General features: G+C 57.2%; 12 protein-coding genes. 5 read left to right on the top strand and 7 right to left on the bottom strand.

Annotated elements, in window-relative coordinates:
* Positions 1-21: 21 nt before the first annotated feature.
* On the bottom strand, positions 22-2598 hold the full coding sequence (locus tag KQX66_RS27790) for a winged helix-turn-helix domain-containing protein (protein WP_253957474.1): 2577 nt from the start codon (positions 2596-2598) through the stop codon (positions 22-24).
* A 211-nt stretch (positions 2599-2809) separates the two neighbouring features.
* On the opposite strand from KQX66_RS27790, the gene KQX66_RS27785 reads away from it, so the two are divergent.
* Together KQX66_RS27785 and KQX66_RS27780 are read left to right on the top strand one after the other, a co-directional pair.
* Positions 2810-3457, top strand: a complete 648-nt coding sequence (locus KQX66_RS27785; protein WP_308647289.1) for a helix-turn-helix transcriptional regulator — start codon at positions 2810-2812, stop codon at positions 3455-3457.
* A gap of 28 nt (positions 3458-3485) precedes the next feature.
* Positions 3486-4241: a J domain-containing protein gene (locus KQX66_RS27780; RefSeq protein ID WP_216796116.1), complete on the top strand. Its 756-nt coding sequence runs from the start codon at positions 3486-3488 to the stop codon at positions 4239-4241.
* A gap of 234 nt (positions 4242-4475) precedes the next feature.
* On the opposite strand, the gene KQX66_RS27775 is transcribed toward KQX66_RS27780, so the two are convergent.
* From KQX66_RS27775 to KQX66_RS27750, 6 genes are all read right to left on the bottom strand, one after another.
* Complete coding sequence (locus KQX66_RS27775; protein WP_216796115.1) at positions 4476-5456, bottom strand: agmatinase family protein; 981 nt, start codon at positions 5454-5456, stop codon at positions 4476-4478.
* Between the two features lie 38 nt (positions 5457-5494).
* Entirely contained in the window at positions 5495-6265 is a 771-nt protein-coding gene (locus KQX66_RS27770; protein ID WP_216796114.1) for an amino acid ABC transporter ATP-binding protein, read from the bottom strand.
* A complete protein-coding gene (locus KQX66_RS27765; RefSeq protein WP_216796113.1) occupies positions 6262-6939 on the bottom strand; it encodes an amino acid ABC transporter permease in 678 nt (225 codons plus the stop codon). Before KQX66_RS27765 ends, KQX66_RS27770 begins: the two co-directional genes overlap by 4 nt.
* A gap of 38 nt (positions 6940-6977) precedes the next feature.
* Entirely contained in the window at positions 6978-7796 is an 819-nt protein-coding gene (locus KQX66_RS27760) for a transporter substrate-binding domain-containing protein (RefSeq protein WP_216796112.1), read from the bottom strand.
* A gap of 422 nt (positions 7797-8218) precedes the next feature.
* Positions 8219-9577, bottom strand: a complete 1359-nt coding sequence (locus KQX66_RS27755) for a sigma-54-dependent transcriptional regulator (protein ID WP_216796111.1) — start codon at positions 9575-9577, stop codon at positions 8219-8221.
* Positions 9570-11186 (bottom strand): transporter substrate-binding domain-containing protein, encoded by a 1617-nt coding sequence (locus tag KQX66_RS27750; protein ID WP_216796110.1) that lies wholly within the window; start codon positions 11184-11186, stop codon positions 9570-9572. The genes KQX66_RS27755 and KQX66_RS27750 overlap by 8 nt, the downstream gene beginning before the upstream one ends.
* A 542-nt stretch (positions 11187-11728) precedes the next feature.
* Between KQX66_RS27750 and KQX66_RS27745 the strand changes: the two genes are divergently transcribed.
* The 3 genes from KQX66_RS27745 to KQX66_RS27735 all read left to right on the top strand — a co-directional run bounded on the left by KQX66_RS27745 (position 11729) and on the right by KQX66_RS27735 (position 17997).
* Positions 11729-14392, top strand: coding sequence for an endo-beta-N-acetylglucosaminidase (locus KQX66_RS27745; RefSeq protein WP_253957473.1), 2664 nt, complete (start codon positions 11729-11731; stop codon positions 14390-14392).
* Between the two features lie 169 nt (positions 14393-14561).
* Positions 14562-16415 carry a sensor histidine kinase gene (locus tag KQX66_RS27740; RefSeq protein ID WP_216796108.1) on the top strand — a complete coding sequence of 618 codons (1854 nt, stop codon included), beginning with the start codon at positions 14562-14564 and terminating at the stop codon, positions 16413-16415.
* Entirely contained in the window at positions 16393-17997 is a 1605-nt protein-coding gene (locus tag KQX66_RS27735; protein WP_216796107.1) for a response regulator transcription factor, read from the top strand. The genes KQX66_RS27740 and KQX66_RS27735 overlap by 23 nt, the downstream gene beginning before the upstream one ends.
* Positions 17998-18017 lie beyond the last annotated feature (20 nt).

Raw genomic sequence — 18017 nt, 5'->3', positions numbered from 1 at the left:
GGTTAGATTTTATGGGTGGATCTATTCCAGCATTTCCTTGCCGCGGCGGATCGCTTCGATCCGGTTTTTGACTTGAAGCTTGCCATAAATATGGTTGACATGCGTCTTCAACGTACCCATCCCGATCGTTAAAGCATCCGCAATCGCTTGATTATCCATGCCCTCCATCATACAGCGAAAAATGGCCAGCTCCCGCTTCGTCAGCAGCCGCTCCAGCCGGTCCAATCCGTCCGCAGATTTGCCGATTCCCGGCGCCGTTTCGCCGAAGCAGGAAAGCACCCGCTGGACGAAATGGAGGGACGGCCCCTCGTTTTCCCGCACATGACCCTTGCGCCGCATGCGGATATACGTCATCAGCAGCTCGGCGACCGGCTTGCCACGGTCTGCGAACACGCGGATATATTCGTCCGGCTCGGCGTATTTCAGAGCCTGTTCCAACGTTAAGACGGCCATTTCCGTCTTGCCGAGCTTGTGCCCGAGCAGCGCCTGCAGCACTTGAAGCTCCAAGGCATCCATAGGCCGATGCCCCTTAACGGCTATCGCAAGCAGCCTATCCGACAGCGCCCACGCCTCCTCATAACGTTCTTCGCCCATTAAGACCCGGATCAGGGACGTATAAGGAAACAGTTGAAAAATGGAGACCGGGTCGTGTGCCTCAAGCGCGTATTTGTTCTTCCACTTTATCGCCGCGGAAGCATCGCCCAGTTCCAGCCGCAGCCCGGCCAGCTCTGCCTCGACGAATAGCGGCACGCCGGCGGCCCGGTCGTCGGCTGCCTTTTTGCCGGCGGCTTCAAGCCATTGCTCCGCGCCTTGCCAGTATCCTCTGGCCCTGGAAATCCGCGACAAATACAGATAAGCGGGCAAGTACACTTTTTCCGGCTGGTGCCGGCTGTGCACGTTCTCCTGCAGCCCCAGCTTAAAATGCTCCTCCGCTTCCTCCAGCTCATTGCGCTCGTAAAGCAGCTCGCCGTAGCAGACGAGTGCGGTATCGTGCACGCCCGTCGGCGTTAGAAATTCGATCATACTTCGGAAAAAAGGGTCCGCCACCTCTCTTGGCAAATGCTTTCCGCGCTTGCCGTTGTACGATCGGAAGATCGAGGGGGATAGCGGCATATGGGGCGGGGCAAGCAGCAGGTCCGGGCCCTCCGGACTGTACCGGAGAGACAAGCGGATGTATTCCAGCCCTTTGACGACATCGATATCGTATTGTGTGGCCTTCGAGTTTCTCAAATAGTACAGGTTCCCCAGAAAACGATGTCGCTCCTCTTGCGTCCAAGTCCCGGAGGAAGCCCGGAACCGCTCTTCCGCGGACTGCAAATAGCTCTCGGCCAGCAAAGGCTCATTATCCCATAGCAGCGATAAAATATACGAAAAATACAAATAGCGGTGCTCCCACAGGATAGCTTCGGGAATGAGCGACAGCCAGTGGCGCAGGGTCGAAAATTCTCTTTTGACCATAATCGCTTTCATTTGCTCCAGCAGCCCGATCGCTTCGGAAAAATGCCGCCCCGCCAAATAATAGTCCACGGCATCCTCTTGGAAGCCATGCTCCGCACACCAGGCGCCCGCCGCCTTGTACGCTTCCCGGACTTCGCCCGGCTCCCGCTCAAGCCACTGCCGCTGGAGAAAATCGGCGAACAGATGATGGAAACGAAACCATTCCTTATGTGTGTCCAGCGGCATTAGAAACAGTCCAGCGCGGGAAAATTGCTCCAGCTTGGTCCGGCTGTCGGCGTCCCCCGAAACCGCTTGGCATAGCGGCCCGCACAGCCGCTGGAGAATGGAGCATTTGGTCAAGAAAGCTTGTGCGGAGGGCTCCAGCGCTTCGAACACTTCCTCAAGCAAATATTGCCCGATCCGGCTGCTGTCTCCCGACAAGTCTTGCATCAAAAGCCCCGGCTTCATTTTGCCCATAGAGAGAGCCGCCAGCTTCAAGCCTGTCGCCCAGCCCTCCGTCCGCCGGACAAGCAGCTCGAGCTGCTCTTGGGGACAGTCGGCCATGCCCTCCTGCAAACGGAGCAGCTCCGCCGCCTCCTGCGCATCGAACCGCAGGTCGTCGGCATCGAGCTGCACCGCCCACCCGCGGCTGAACTGCCGCGCTTTGGCGAAGGGCACCTCCTCCCGGCTCGTGACATACAGATGAACATGAGCAGGCAAATAGTCGAGGAGAAAAGCCAGCGAAGCGTGGATGTTCGGATCGCGAATGACGTGATAATCATCCAGGACGAATGCCAGCTTGCCCTGCATTCCGTTCAGCTCGTTGAGAAACGGCACAAGGAAGGGCTCGCAACTTCCCGGAGTCAGCGACTCCAAGGCCGGTGTAACCCGCTGCGCGAAGCCTTGGCAGACCCGGTCAATCGCCGAGGTGGCGTAATGCCAGAACCGGAAAATGTCGTTGTCTCCCTTATCGAGCGACAGCCATCCGACAGGCAATCCGGTCTGCTGAACCCACGCGCCCGCCAGCGTGGACTTTCCGTAGCCTGCAGGGGCCGTAATGAAGGTTGCTTTGCGCTGCAAGCCTTCTTGAAGCCGCATCGTCAAGCGGGGACGCGGCACAAGGGCTGCCGGAAGGGGAGGTCTATGCAGTTTCGTATTCAAGAGGACCGGTTCCAACAGCAATCACCCGTTTCTTTACTAAGCGTTGTTTCTATTATAGCGAGGTGTATTTCCAGGCGACAATGGAATATTAGAATTTTCCTATAGGCAAAAAAGTTTTCCGTGTACAAATTTATTCTATTCGGTATATAATGGTGAATAATTGAATCGTCCGGTGATCAAAATGATGAAGACAGGCAGGTGTAAACGAACCGTGAACATTCAAAGCTTGCATCAAGAGGATCGCTCGACCCGCAGAGCGCTGCTTATCTTGTTAAAGAAGCGGGGTAAAATCAGCATTCAGGAAGCCGCCGAGCAGCTAGGCATCTCGGGGGTAGCCGTTCGGCGCCATATTCACGAACTGCAAAAGGATCAATATGTGCAGACGAATATTCAACGCCAAAGCGCCGGGAGACCGGCTTATTTATACAGCCTTACGGAAAAGGCGGGCGCTTTGTTTGCGAACGGCTACGACGCGTTAGTCAACGATTTGATCGACGAAGTGAAGGATAAATTCGGGGTCGGCCAAGTCAGCCGCTTGTTCGATCGGCGGAAAGAGAAATGGCTGCGAAAGCATGAGAATTCGTTTCAAGGTCTTGATTTGGAAAACCGGGTGGAGCGGCTGGCCCGGCTGCAAGAGCAGGAAGGGTATATGGTTAAGGTAGAAAAGGGAGGGGACGGAACGATCGTCTTCGAGGAAGCGAACTGCCCGATCTATCAGGTGGCCGTCCGCTACCGGCAGGCTTGCCAATGCGAGCTGTCGCTGTTTCAGGCATTGCTTGCCGTACCCGTTGTACGCACGGAATGCATGGCCGAAGGCGGGCGGAAGTGCCAGTATAGAATCAACTCGGGTCAGGCCTAGACCTGGAAGCGGAAGAGGAGGGCAGCGAATGGACGATACGATGAAGGACCGCCCCGACCCGGAGAGGATTACGGTGACGGATGACCGGTTGATTCCGGTCGTGGCTGCGCTGACGAATTTGACGGAAAGCTGGAAGGTCCAGCTAAGCAAAAGCGCCGTCAGTCTTCCGATGGCCGTACAGATCGGAAAGAGGCTAAACCGTGATCAGCAGCGGGCCTTGCTGGAGTTTTGGGAGGATGCCCGCTTGCCCGACAAATATATGAGCAGGGTGCTGCATGCCTTCGCCCGGAATATGCCCGAGTGGGCAGTGCATCAGGTGATCCGGATTTTCCGGCTCACGGAGAAGATCAAAGCTTCGGTGGTCATGCTGAACGATTGGATGGAGCGCTTCGACGCGCTCTACGAGCAATTTGAGCACGAATTCTGGGAAGGGGAATGGCTCGGGGCGGAAGAGGAGCTGGAGCCGTATCTCGATAGGCTGGAAGCCGAATTTCAAGAGCTGTACCGGCAAGCATCGGACGAGAAAAAGTCGTATAACCGGCATTACGGGGACAGCTCGTCGGACTCTGCGAGAGATTCTGCGAGACCGTCGGGACCAAGCAGGGGACCGGTGTCCTTTTCGACGCTAATCGGCGCTGCGGACGACGCCTCGCCCAAAGAGCTGAAACAGCGCTACCGGACATTAATGAAAAAGCTTCACCCGGATCACGGCGGCAGCGCTTATTTGTTCGATTGGGTCAAGCAGGCGCACGACAACTATATGCAGGGCAAATCCAGCTTTTGACAAAGAGACCTGCTGTCACGGCAGCAGGTCCTAGGCTGTTGAGAAAGTGGTTTTAATAAAAATAGAAATACATATGGCGGTGGGGTATCCACTGGAGGAGCGAAGCGTTCGCCTTTGTGTGCGGGAAATACCCGCTGCTAAGCGGCTTCCAATATAAATTTCCTGCAGACAACAGCGACCGGAAGTGGATACCCCACCCCCCCTCGTACATTTATATTTCCCTAATTTATCACTTTAAGCAAACGCGAGCCGTCGTCTGGCGAGTCCGGTCAAGAAGTACAGCAGAACATGTAGGCTTATGCGCGATGTCCGGTCGCGCGTATCCCGGCTCGGGTCCACACAGACCATGTCCATGCCGATGACGCGGTTCCACTCTCCGAGCAGCTCGGCGCAAATGAACAAGTCGACCGGCGAGAGGCCGCCCGGCCCGATCGCCGGCACGCCGGGGACGTCCGCTTGGTCCAGCACGTCGATATCGAACGTGACGTAGACGGAATCCGTTTTGGCGGCAAGCTCGCGAATCGTCCGTTCCAGAATCGGCTTGATGCCTTCCTCCCGGACTTGCCTTGCCGTATAAAGCGTAATGCCCTGCTGCTCGGCGAAGTCGCGGTACGCTTTGGAATTGGCGAAGCTGCGCAGGCCGATATTCACGATATCCTCGCCCCGGATAATGCTGTTTTCCACCAGACTGCGGATAGGGGTTCCGTTCGATCTGCCGCCGTAGGCCGTATCCCGGACATCGAGATGGGCGTCGAACTGGATTAGCCCAATGCGTTCTTGGCGAACGCTCTGAATGCCCGTCAGCGCCGGAAACGTAATCGAGTGGTCGCCGCCCACCAGACACGGAATCGTGGAGGGGAGCTGCCGCGAAATTTCTTGAAACGCCTGTTCGATGTTGCGATGGCACTGCGGAATGTCGGTGACGTGCATACCTACATCTCCGAGATCGCTGACTTGCAAGCTGCTCAGGTCCAGATCCGCTTCGAAGTTATACGTCGTAAAGGCGCTGAACAGCTGTCTTAGCGTAGCGGGATGCAAATGGGCGCCCGAGAAGCTGATCGAGCTTTTCGACAGAGGAGCGCCGACGATTGCGGCGTCGAGCGGCCGCTGCCCGTCCCATTCCGTAATCCAGTCGCAGAGCCGGGTCACATACGGGTCGCCTGCGCCCGGAGTAAACATTACGCCGGGCCGCTGCAGATGAGTGAATTTGTGCATGACGTTTTTTTCTCCTTCGTGCGATTTTACGCGCTTCCTTACTTGCTTTCGAGCACTTGGCTCAGGAACATTTGGGTGCGGGGATGCGAGGGCTTTGTGAAAATTTCGGACGGCTTGCCTTCCTCGATAATGACGCCGCCGTCCATCACGACGACGCGGTCCGCGACGTCCCGGGCGAAGCCCATCTCGTGCGTGACGATGACCATGGTCATGCCTTCCTTCGCCAAGGTGCGCATGACCTGCAGCACCTCGCCGACCGTCTCCGGGTCCAGCGCGGAGGTCGGCTCGTCGAACAGCATCACCTTCGGCTTCATGGCTAGCGCGCGGGCGATGGCGACCCGCTGCTTTTGCCCGCCGGACAGGCTGGACGGACGGGCTTCCGCCTTGTCCTGCAGGCCGACCTTGCGCAGCAGCTCGCGCGCCAATTGCTCGGCGTCTTCCTGGCTCATGCCCCGCAGCGAGATCGGAGCCATCGTAATGTTGTGCAGCACCGACTTGTGCGGAAACAGGTTGAACGATTGGAACACCATGCCGACATCCTGACGGACGGCATTCAGGTCCTTCTGCGGCATTTCCACGGACTGGCCGGCCTGTCCTTGCGCGGGAATGCGGCCGATCGGCTTTCCTTCGATGACGACGCTGCCTTTGTCGTACGTTTCCAGATAGTTGATGCAGCGCAGCAGCGTGCTTTTGCCCGAGCCCGACGGCCCGAGAATGACGACGACCTCCCCTTGCTGCACCTGAAGATCGACGCCGCGCAGCACGTGGTTGCTGCCGAACGACTTGTGAATCCCGTTTATTTGTATCATCGCATATCATCCCCCGTTCCGAGACGTCTTTCCAGCAGCAGGCCGATAAACCCGATCAGGTTGTTGACCAAATAGTACAGAATTGCGATAGCCAGCAAAAATTCGATCGTTTTGTACGTATCGGCAATCAGCAGGTTCGCCTGCCGGAACAGCTCGACGACCGTAATCGTCGACAGCAGGGAGGAGTTTTTCGTGAGCGAGATGAACTCGTTGGTCATCGGCGCCAGCATGCGGATTACCGCCTGCGGGATCACGATTTTGCGCATCGTCTGCGCATAGGAGAAGCCGAGGGAACGCCCGGCCTCCATCTGCCCTTTGTCGATCGATTGAACGGCTCCGCGGATGACCTGGGAAGCATACGCGCCGCTGTACATCCCCAAGGCGATGACGCCGGATACCCATGGTACCGTGTCGATGCCGAACACGATCGGCAGTCCGTAATAGAGCAGGAACAACTGCACGAGCAGCGGAGTCCCCCGGAACCAGGACAGATAAGCGAGCGATACATATTTCCACGGCTTGAATTTGGACATTTGTCCGAACGAAATGAACGCCCCGATGATCAGGCTGAGCACAAACCCGCCCAGCGTATAAATGACCGTATACCATAACGATTGCAGCAGCAGCCGGATATTCTGCCACTCGCCAAGGACGCTGAAGTCAAAATGCTGCATAGTTTCCCTCCTAATCGCGAGCTAAGCTGCCTGGTCGATTATTCGAACCATTTTTTAACAATTTGGTTGTATTTACCGCTGTCTTTGACCTTCTTGACCGCATCGTTGACAGCCTTCACGAATTCCGGGTTATCCTTGCGGATGCCATAGCCGTAATACTCTTCCGTGAGTGTTTGGGGCAGTACTTTGACCGTGCCTTTTTCTTTGGCGTAAGCTTTGGCGGCCGGGAATCCGGTGATGACCGCGTCGGCTTTGCCGGTCTCCAGCTCCAGGAACATTTCCGTGTTTTTCTCCACTTTGACCAGTTCGATGTTCTTGCGGCTTTCTTCCACGAATTTGACTGATTTTGTGCCGATTTGCACCGCCACTTTTTTCCCGCTCAGATCGTCGAAGCTTTTTACCGCTTCGTTGTCTTTCTTCACCATGATCGAAAGGCCGCCCGGAAAATACGAATCGGAGAAGTCGATCGTCTTCTTGCGCTCGTCGGTAATATACATCGCCGAGACGATGAGATCGAACTTCTTCGCCTGCAGCCCCGGAATGAGACCTTTGAACTCGGTATCCACGAATTCGACTTTATCGGCGCCTAGCTCTTTGGCTACCGCACGGATCAGCTCGATGTCGAAGCCTTCAAATTGATCGCCGGATTTGTACTCGAACGGCTTGAAAGTGGCGTCCGTTCCTACCGTAAGCGTTTTCGTCTTGGCGATTTTAGATAAGATCTCGTTGCTGCTCGCAGCCGCCGCCGGAGCTTGCTGTCCTGCCGAAGCGTCGGGCTTGCTGCCGCACGCCGAAACCATGAGCGTTAACATACAGAATACTGCCAGAAAAGCCTGCTTTTTTGGTTTGAACATCATTGTATAATTCCCCCTGCATATCGTTTTGTCGTTACGCTTTTTCTATAAGCAAATATCGTGCCAATAGGTTTTCGGCAGAGCGAACGGCAGGGGGGATTGGCTTGGATTGGGGGGGCGCGGGATAGGATAAGGAGCGGATACAATAAGGTAAGCCATGGAAACGGAAAAAGCGGAGAGAAGGGAAAGTGGCGGAATGATGGCGGATAGCGACAAACGGTGAAGCAGAACGGGAAGGCAGAAGGAGGAGGAAAAGCCGGTGAGCAGGTGAAAACGGTGAGGTAGGAGGAAAGGTGGCGAGCAAGCCGAAAAAGCGGAAGCAGGTAGGAGTCAACGGGCAGGGGGGAGGTGGCGGATAGAGCGAAAAAAGCGGCGGAAATTGCCGGGGCGGCGAAATTTGCCGGGCGGTTTTTGCCGCCCGGTTGTCATTCGGCCCGGTAGCGGGCCAGCTTGTCGCGCAGCGTGCGCTCCCCGATGCCGAGCGTCTCCGCTGTCTTGCGCCGGTTGCCGTCCATCGCCTGGAGCGTGGACAGAATGACCTTTCGCTCGATCGTGTCCATCGTTTCTCCGACGTAAACGGGCACCAGCTTGCTGTCGGCGGGTTGCGTCGGCTTCATCTGCAGATCTCCGGGCAGATCGCTGACCGTCACCCGGTCGCCGTCCGCCAGCGCAATCGAGCGCTCAATGATGTTCTGAAGCTCCCTCACGTTGCCGGGAAACGGATAGTCCAGCAGCAGTTGAAGCGCATCCGGCTCGATGCCTTTGATTTGCTTCGACATGCGCTCGTTGATTTTGTTGATGAAGTGCTGAATCAGCGAAGAGATATCTTCTTGCCGGTCACGCAGCGGCGGCAGCAGAATCGGAATGACGTTCAGCCGGTAGTACAGGTCCTCCCGGAACTTGCCCTGCTGAATTTCCTTCTTCAAATCCCGGTTGGTGGCCGCAATAATCCGCACGTCGATCGCGATTTCCTTTTGCCCGCCGATCCGCATGATCGCTTTCTCCTGAAGCACGCGGAGCAGCTTGCTCTGCAGCCCGATGTCGAGCTCGCCGATCTCGTCCAGAAACAGCGTGCCGCCGTTGGCCGTTTCGAAAATGCCCGTTTTCCGCGCCACGGCGCCGGTAAAGGCACCCTTCTCATAGCCGAACAGCTCCGATTCGATCAAGTTGGCGGGGATGGCGGCGCAGTTGATCGTCGAGAACACCTGCTTCTGCCGGTCGCCGGCAAAATGAATCGCGCGTGCCACCAGCTCTTTCCCTGTACCGCTTTCCCCCATGATCAGGACGCTGGAATCGATGTTCTTGACCTTGTCGATCAGCGAGAAGACGTTTTGCATCTGCGCGCTGTTCCCGATCAAGCCGTGCACGTCGTACGCTTTTTGAATCTCTTCGTTCAGCCATTCGACCCGCGATTGCAGCTGAAACTGCTCCATCGCTTTTTCCAGCAGCACTTTCAACTCATGAATATCGATCGGCTTGGCAGCATAGTAGAACGCGCCTTGCCGCATCGCTTCCACCGCCGACGGGATGCTGCCGTACGCCGTCATGATGATCACGATCGTCCGGGGGGAGATGCTGCGGATTTGCTTCAGCACCTCGATGCCGTCGCGCATCCCGAGCCTCAGGTCGAGCAGGGCGATCGAGAAGGCGACGTGGGAGAACAGGGCGATGGCCTCGTCGGGGTCGGTGGACGCATAAACCTCGTAATCGTCTTCCAAAATAAACGAAAGCGATTTGCAGATCGCAATTTCATCGTCCAGTATAAGCAGGTTCGGTTTAGGCATGCTCGTCTTCCTCCAGTTGGCTCGGTAGTTTCAATACGATTCGGGTCCCGGCTCCTTTCTCGCTCGTCACTTCGATTTCCCCTCGGTTATCCCGCACCAGCTGATAGCTGATCGACAGCCCGAGGCCGACGCCGCCCGCTTTTTTGGTGAAGAACGGCTCGAAAATTTTCGGCAAGTCGTCCGCATCGATCCCTTCCCCCGAATCCTCGATCTCCAGAATGACGAACGGCTGCTGCTCCTGCGCGGCGATGCGGAGCGTTCCGCCGCCTGGCATCGCATCGATGGCGTTGCGGATGAGGTTGATCAGCACCTGCTTGATTTGCTGGGCATCCGCCCACACGTATGCGGAATCCGGTACGTCGAGCTGCACGACAATGTGTCTTTCCTCGAAAAGGTTATGAAAAAACAAAGCGACGGCCCGCACCGGCTCCTCCAGCTTGAACAGCGTTTTCTCGGGCGGCTTCTCGCGGGCGAAGTCCAGCAGCTCCGTCACGATCCGGTTCAGCCGCATCACTTCCTCGGTGACGTGCATTGTGAAAAATTCGCGGTACTCCTTGTTGTCGTACTTGAAGGGCAGCGCCTGGGAATACGATAAAATCGAAGTGATCGGATTGCGGATCTCATGAGCGATGCCCGCGACCAATTGGCCGAGCGATTGGAGCCGGTCCCGGCGGGCCAGCTCGTCCAGCGTCTTCTTGTAGGCGTCCAGCCGCTTTTTCAATTCCCGCTTGAGCGTGAAGTTCCACCATAGAATCAGCAGCAGGACGGCTGCCGTAATGACGAGTCCCGCCACGACGTAGGATAGCAGCTCCTTCAGCCGCGGGGCGGACGGATAAATATATTCGCCGAACCATTTTCGTTCGATTTTGGCATAGGTGCCGTTCGATTTCAGTTCGCGCAGCCCGTGATTGATTTCGCCGAGCAGCGCTTCGTTCTTCTTGAGCACGGCAAGGCCGTAGTCCGTCGGAGCGATCGGATCGCCGACCAGCTTCACCTGGTCCTGCTGACGGTTTTTTTGCAGCACGTACTGGCCGGTGATCTGGTTGCCGATAAAAGCGTCCACTTGACCGCCGAGCAGAAGCCGGATCGCCTCCTCCTGATTTTCCGCCGCGAGCACGGTGGCGTTCGGAATGCGCTGCATCGCTTCGCTGCTAATGTCGCCTTCCTGCACGGCGATTTTGCGGTTCTGCAGATCGGTCAGCGAATGGACGGAATACGAGTCCTTGCGGACGAAGATGCCCTGCGAGCTTGTAAAATACGGCTCGGAGAAGCGGTAGCTCTGGGCTCGCTCCGGACTGTACTTCATCCCTTGGATGGCATCCACCTTGCCGCTTTCCAGCGCCTTGATCGCATCGCTCCAGGGCATCGGATAAAATTCGAACGAAATGCCGGTTTCGAGCGAGAGCGCATTCAACATATCGACGTTAAATCCTTGAAACGTGCCGTTGGCGACAAATTCGAACGGCGGAAAATTGTTGTCGCCGGCGACACGCATCACCTTGCGCGGCTCCGAAGGAACGATATCGACGGCGGCGGCTCCGGGGAGCATGACGGATAGGAGCAGAACGGAGAGTATCGGAATAAAGGCGGCAAGTCTGACAAGCTTCATAGATGTTCGATCCTTTCTGCCGGGAAGGGGATAAAGTCCGGACTGGAACGATCACTCGTTCCTGAGCTTGTTGAGAAAGTGGTCAATTGAGGTAATAGATGTTACGAAGGGGTGGGGTATCTACTTCCGGTCGCTGTTGTCCGCGGGAAATTTTAATTTAAGCCGCTTAGTAGCGGATATTTCCCGCAGACAAAGGCGAACGCTATCGCTCCTCCAGTAGATACCCCACCTCCGTATGTTGCTCTATTTATTATAACCACTTTCTCAACAGCCTGTGGAACGATTGCTCGTTTCGCGGTCTATTGCCGGACTTTTACCTAGTATTATATCTCCAAAAGCGGTTCATCGATCAAGTTTCTTCATTTCGTCCACTGGATCTTTAATAATTCCACTTTTGGAAGCGCTATGTTTTTCCATACAATGGGATGGAAGGATGCGCTTTCATGGAATATGGAGCGTCTTCGAATCCTCTGAAGGGTGGAGGGGGATGCCCGGAACGCATGCCGGACAGTCCGAAATTTAACCAAACGGGAGGAAGCACGATGAAAAAACGATGGACCGGTCTCTTACTGTTCATGTTCTCATGCCTGGTGTTTGCCGCGGGCGCTCAAGCGGCGCAGCCGCACTCGTCCTACTGGTTCCCGGAGGATCTGCTCCGTTGGACGCCGCAGGGAGATAAGGATGCGGAGTTCAACCGCAGCACGATTGCTTTGCAGGACCGCTTTACAGGATATCAGGTAAACAAGCACGCTACGGTCGAGCCTAAAGTGGCAGCGCTTTCGGCGATGAACCGGCAAACCAGCGGCGTGCCGTCGCAAGGGTCGGAGAAATTCGACGCGAATACGTTCGGCTACTGGGCTTACGTCGATAAGCTCGTCTATTGGGGTGGATCGTCGGGCGAAGGCATCATCGTGCCGCCGAGCGCGGACGTGACGGATGCAGCCCATAAGAACGGCGTTCCGGTGCTGGGCACCGTCTTTTTCCCGCCGAGCGTATACGGAGGAAAGTTCGAATGGGTGAAGCAGACGATCCGGCAAAACCCGGACGGTTCGTTCCCGGTAGCGGATAAGCTGCTCGAAGTGGCGAACTATTACGGCTTCGACGGCTGGTTTATTAACCAGGAGACGGAAGGCGCTACGCCGGAAGATGCCGCGGCGATGCAGAAGTTCCTTGCTTACCTGCAGGCGAAAAAGCCGGCAGGGATGCAGATCATGTGGTATGACTCGATGACATCCAGCGGATCGATCGATTGGCAGAACGCGCTGACGGACCGCAACCAAATGTTCCTGCAGCAGGGCAGCGAACGCCGCTCCGACAGCATGTTCCTGAATTTCTGGTGGCGCTCGCTGGAGCCGTCCGCGAGCAAGGCCAAGAGCCTGGGCCGCAGCCCGTACGAGCTGTTCACGGGCATCGATGTCGAAGCGAAGGGTTACGATACGAAAATTAGCTGGAACGCGATTTTTCCCGAGGGCAAGAAAGCGGTTACGTCGCTCGGCATTTATCGCCCGGACTGGGCGTTCAACTCGTCGGAAAATCAAGAGCAATTTTACGCGAAGGAAAATAAATTCTGGGTCGGTCCGACCGGCAACCCGGCCAATACGTCCGGCACGGCGGATTGGAAGGGCATCGCGCACTATGTTGTAGAGCAGTCGCCGATAAACGATCTGCCGTTTACGACGAACTTCAATACGGGCAACGGTCAGTTGTTCGCCGTGAATGGGGAAGTCGTACGGACAACGCCGTGGAACAACCGGAGCTTGCAGGATGTGCTGCCGACATGGCGCTGGATTGCAGAGAGCAAAGGGGAGGCGCTGAAGCCGAGCTTCGACTTCACGACCGCTTATTACGGCGGCAGCTCCTTGAAGCTGGCAGGAACGCTCAGTCCGCAGAACGCGACAAATCTTAAGCTGTACAAGACGGACCTGCTCGTAGAGCAGAATACGAAGCTGTCGCTTACGTTCAAGACGCAGACGAAGCACGCGGACTTGAAGGTGGGACTGTCGTTCGCCGATCAGCCCGACAAGTTTGTATTCCTTGACGCGGGCGGCCTGCATCCCGGAACGTGGGATACGCAGACGTTCAATCTGAATCCGTACCGTGGTAAGCGGATCGCCGCCATCTCTCTGTATGCGGATGCGAAGCAGACGATTTCGGACTTCTCGGTCAACATCGGGCAGCTTTCCGTCTATAACGCAAAAGACGATCCGAACCCTGTACCCGAGGTACGCGGCTTGAATGTGAAGGAAGCGGAGTTCAAGGACGGCATCTACAGTGATGCCCGGTTGGAATGGTCGGCGACGGACCGTCCGGTCCGCTATTTCGAGGTGTACCGGGTGAAGCCGGACGGCAGCAAAGAGCTGCTCGGCGTCACTCCGAACCGGGTGTACTACGTGCCGATGCTGCGCCGGATCGGACCGGAAGCGCAGACGAAGCTGGAAGTCGTCGCTCTCAGCGCGGACGGACGGCGCGGCAAAGCGGCGCAGACCATGGTGACCTGGCCGGCGTATCCGAAGCCGGTAGCGGCGTTCGCGGCGGATAAGACGCTCGTCGCGCCGGGACAGCCGGTGACGTTCATCGATCAATCGTCCGAGGTGACGGAGCAGCGGGTATGGTCGTTCCCGGGCGGAACGCCGTCCACAAGCACCGAGAAGCAGCCGGTCGTTACTTATGCTGTTGAAGGAACGTACAGCGTAACGCTGACGGCGAAGAACTCGGTAGGCGACAGCACCGTAACCAAAGAAGCGTTCATCACGGTGACCAAGGACGCTGCTGGCGGGGTGAAAAATCTCGCCCTGAACAAGCCGGCGACGGCGGACGGAGCTTGCGGACCGAACGAAGCGGCAGCTTACGCCTTCGACGGCAAGGTGACGGACAACAGCAAGTGGTGCGCGCTCGGCAGCGGGCCGCATTGGTTGTCGGTCGATCTGGGCGCGAGCTATACGATCAGCGAGTTTGTGGCGAAGCATGCGGAAGCGGGCGGTGAAGCGGCCGCGTTCAACACCCGCGACTTCCACATTCAAGTGAGCAACGACGGCAGCACTTGGAGCGACGTCGTCCAGGTTCAAGGCAATACGGCCGCGGAGAGCAAGCATCCGATCGCGCTGACGAAGGCGAGATACGTGAAGCTGACGATCGATAAAGCCACGCAAGGCGGCGATACGGCCGCTCGTATTTACGAGTTCGAAGTGAACGGATTGGCGAAATAGCACGGAGGCCGCTTGTCTCTCTTATCTGCGGATAAGGAGACAGGCGGTCTTTTTGCCCCTTTCCGAAACACGCTGGTGTCCGAAGCCGCGAAGGCCGAAACGATATTTCCGGACAGCCGCGAATACATATGACTTATTGGGGAAAATCGGATGTGGAGGAGGCGCAGTCATGGTTTCGGGGGTCCGGACATTTTACAAAAATCATATCGAGAAGAAGCTGTTCAACAAAATTTTGCTGCTGTATTCGCTCATTATTGTCGTCTCCTTGACGGCGCTCGCCGTTCTGATTTACCGCAATGCCGCCGAGCAATCGACGCGCAAGGAGCTGGAGGCGGCGAAGCAGGTGCTGGAGCGGGCGACGCACGAAGTGGAGCGCAGGTATGAGGCCGGTCAGCAGATGGTGTTCCAATTGTACAAGGACGAACGGCTGCTTCGGGACGTGCTGTTTTTTCTGAACAACGATTTTTCCGATTATCTTCGTTATCGGCTGGACCGTTTTGCGGACAATGCCGGTTTTGTCGACAAAAACATGGATTCATATTTCCAATCGCTGGCCTTCGACCGGGAAATTCAGACGATCTGGCTGTACAGCAGCGTCAAGGGCTTCCTGTACGCGTACCGCGGGCTGGAGGAGCAGGGCTTCGTCTATCCGGGGCCGGAAAACCCGAAAGTTGCCGAGCCGATCCGCCGCATCCGCCAGACCAAGTCCTTCGCGCCGCCGCCGTCGTTCGAGCCGGGAGCGGATGGGGACCGCAACCGCATGTTTACGATGGCTAACGACATTAACGATCCGATCACCCTGCAGAATCACGGTACCTTGCTAGTCGATTGGAAATGGACCGGCATGGACCGGATTGTGCAGAACGACCGGAGCGATTTCAAGGGGGAGCTGCTTCTGCTGACGGCGGACGGCACCGTGCTGTACGATTCCTCCCGGCGCTATACGGGGCAGAGCTACCCTTACATGCACGTCCTGCGGGACCAATCGGACCCGGTCGCGCTGGACGAACCGGCCTATGTGCAGCTGAAGACATTGAATCAAGGCGGCATTGTGCTCGCGAGTATTGTGCCGGTAGCGAAGGTAAGCGAAGGACTTCAGGGGATGAAGCGAACGGTGATCGCAGGCACAGGCTTGTGTGTAGCTGCCGCCGTGCTGCTGTCGTATTTGCTGATGATCAATTTCTCGCGCCGGACGCAGACAGTCATTCGCGCCATGCGCAAGCTGCAGGACGGGGATCTCTCGGTTCGCGTAACCGTGCAGAAGGAAGACGAGCTGTTCCACATCGCCACCAGCTTCAACAAAATGTGCGAAACGCTGCAGGAGCACATCCAGCGGGTATACTTGTCCGAGATCAAGCAGCGGCAGGCGGAGCTGCTGGCGCTGCAGGCACAGATCCAGCCCCATTTTCTGTATAACACGCTGGAGGCGATCCGGCTCAAAGCGGTGATGGACGGCAACCGGGATGTCGGGGATATGATCTACAGCTTGGGCGCGCTGTTCCAAAATCTGATCAGGCACGAGACGATGGTGACCGTTCAGGACGAGGTCCAGCTGTGCCGGCTGTATTTGAACCTGCTGCGGGCCCGCTATCCGAACCGGTTCGACTATGAGATTGCGGTCGACGAAGCCGTGGGCCGCTGTACGATTCTGAAGCTGACGCTCCAGCCGATCGTCGAAAACTGCATCCGCCATGCCTTCCATGGCGCTGCTCCGGACGGCCGGGAGCGCCGGATTCTCATCCGCGGCTGGACCGAAGGCTCCGACGTCCACATCGCCGTTGCCGACAACGGCTCGGGCATCGTGCCGGAGCGGCTGGCGCAGCTGCAGCGAGATTTGGCGTATCCGCCGCAACCGTCCGGGGCGTCCATCGGTCTGACAAACGTGAATGAGCGGCTGAAGCACAGCTTCGGGGAAGCGTACGGCTTGCGGATCGACAGCCGTCCCGGCGAAGGAGCGACGGTGACCGTAACGATTCCGGGAAGCGTAAGGGGGAACGAGTATGTATCGCGTATTTCTGGTTGACGACGAGCCGTTCATCATGGAGGGACTCGCTTATTTGATCGATTGGGAGCGGCACGGGCTGCAGATTGTCGGCAAGGCCGCGGACGGGGCGGAGGCGCTCGAAGCTTTGGCGGCCGAGACGATCGATATTTTGATTACCGATATCCAGATGCCCCAGATGAACGGCCTGGAGCTGATTCGCAGCGTAAGGGAGCTGCAGCCTGACGTGAAGTTCATTATTTTAAGCGGGTACAACGATTTCGACTATGTGAAAGAAGGCGTCACGCTCGGCATCGAAAATTATTTGCTAAAGCCGGTCAATACGGAAGAATTGATCCGGACGCTGACCGCCACCGTTGCCAAAATCGAGCAGTCCGTCTACAAGGAAGAGAGCATTAAGCGCCATCTGGAAATTATCCGCGATAATCTCCTGTACCGCTGGGTCACGGCGGCCATCGAGCCGGAGGAGCTGCGAAACCGCGAGGAGCTGCTCGGCATCCGGCTGGGCCTGCCGGGGTATGTCGTGGGCATCGTCAAGCTGTTGTTCGATCAAGAGCAGGCGGAGACCGCCGAAGTGTCGTCCCGGGCGGAGACGATTGCCGCTGTAAGGACGTATTGCCAGCGGACGGCGCAGTCTTACGGCCCGGAGCAGGCCGTGTTCGCCGATCTCGAAGGGGATCTTGTGCTGCTCGCGGGGCTGAATGATGTCGATGCGGACCGGACCGGCTTCGTCCGCTTCATGGCGGAGCTGCAAGCCGCCATCCGCGAGCGGTGGGGTCTGCCGCTGCTGGTGACGGTCGGCGAAGCGTCCAAGGGCGAGGCGTCGGCCCATCGCAGCTATCGCACCGCCAAGCGGATGCAGGACTACTATGTGCTCGCGCCGCACGACGGGCCGCTTGTCTACGAAGCGCCTGCTCTAACTACAGCGACGGAACCTGCGGCGCCTGCGCAGGCGGAGCTGGCCCATTTCTGCAAGCTGCTGTCGGCCGGGAAGAAGGACGAGGCGCTTGCCTGGGTCGGGGAAGCGTTCGCGCGTCTCCGGGGGACGGAAGGGCTTGCGCCGTCCGATGTCCAGAACACGGCGATGGCCGTACTTGCGGCCGCCGTTCATCATGCGAATCTGATGCGGCAGGAGCACGAGGGTGCCATCGGCGATTACAAGCATTTGTTCTCGCAGGTCGTCAAGCCGCAGACAATGCAGGAGCTGGAGGAGCTGGTCGAGCGCTTCGTCGACCGCGTGCTTTTCGCATCCGAGGCGGCGGAGCGGGAGTACAGCCCTGTCATCCGGCAGGTGCTGCGCGAGGTCGAGCGTCGCTATGGGGATGAGCTGTCTTTGAAAACGCTAAGCCAGGCCTTTCACATGAACCCGGTTTATTTGGGCCAGCTTTTCCATAAGGAAACGGGGGAGACATTTTCCGATTACGTGAACAAGTACCGGCTTGCCCAAGCGAAGGCGCTGCTCGTTGAATCGAATCTGAAAACAAGTGATATCTCCGCCCGGGTCGGGTATACGGATACGAGCTATTTTTACAAGCAGTTCCGCAAATATTACGGCTTCTCGCCGACGGAATACCGCAATTGGAGCAAGCTGGGAGACGGATGAAAACGTTTCTATAATTTCTC

Source organism: Paenibacillus oleatilyticus (assembly GCF_018998565.1).
Classification (GTDB): domain Bacteria; phylum Bacillota; class Bacilli; order Paenibacillales; family NBRC-103111; genus Paenibacillus_G; species Paenibacillus_G oleatilyticus.
The sequence above is the reverse complement of the archived record's forward strand: the minus strand, read 5'-3'. Positions and strand labels throughout refer to the sequence as shown.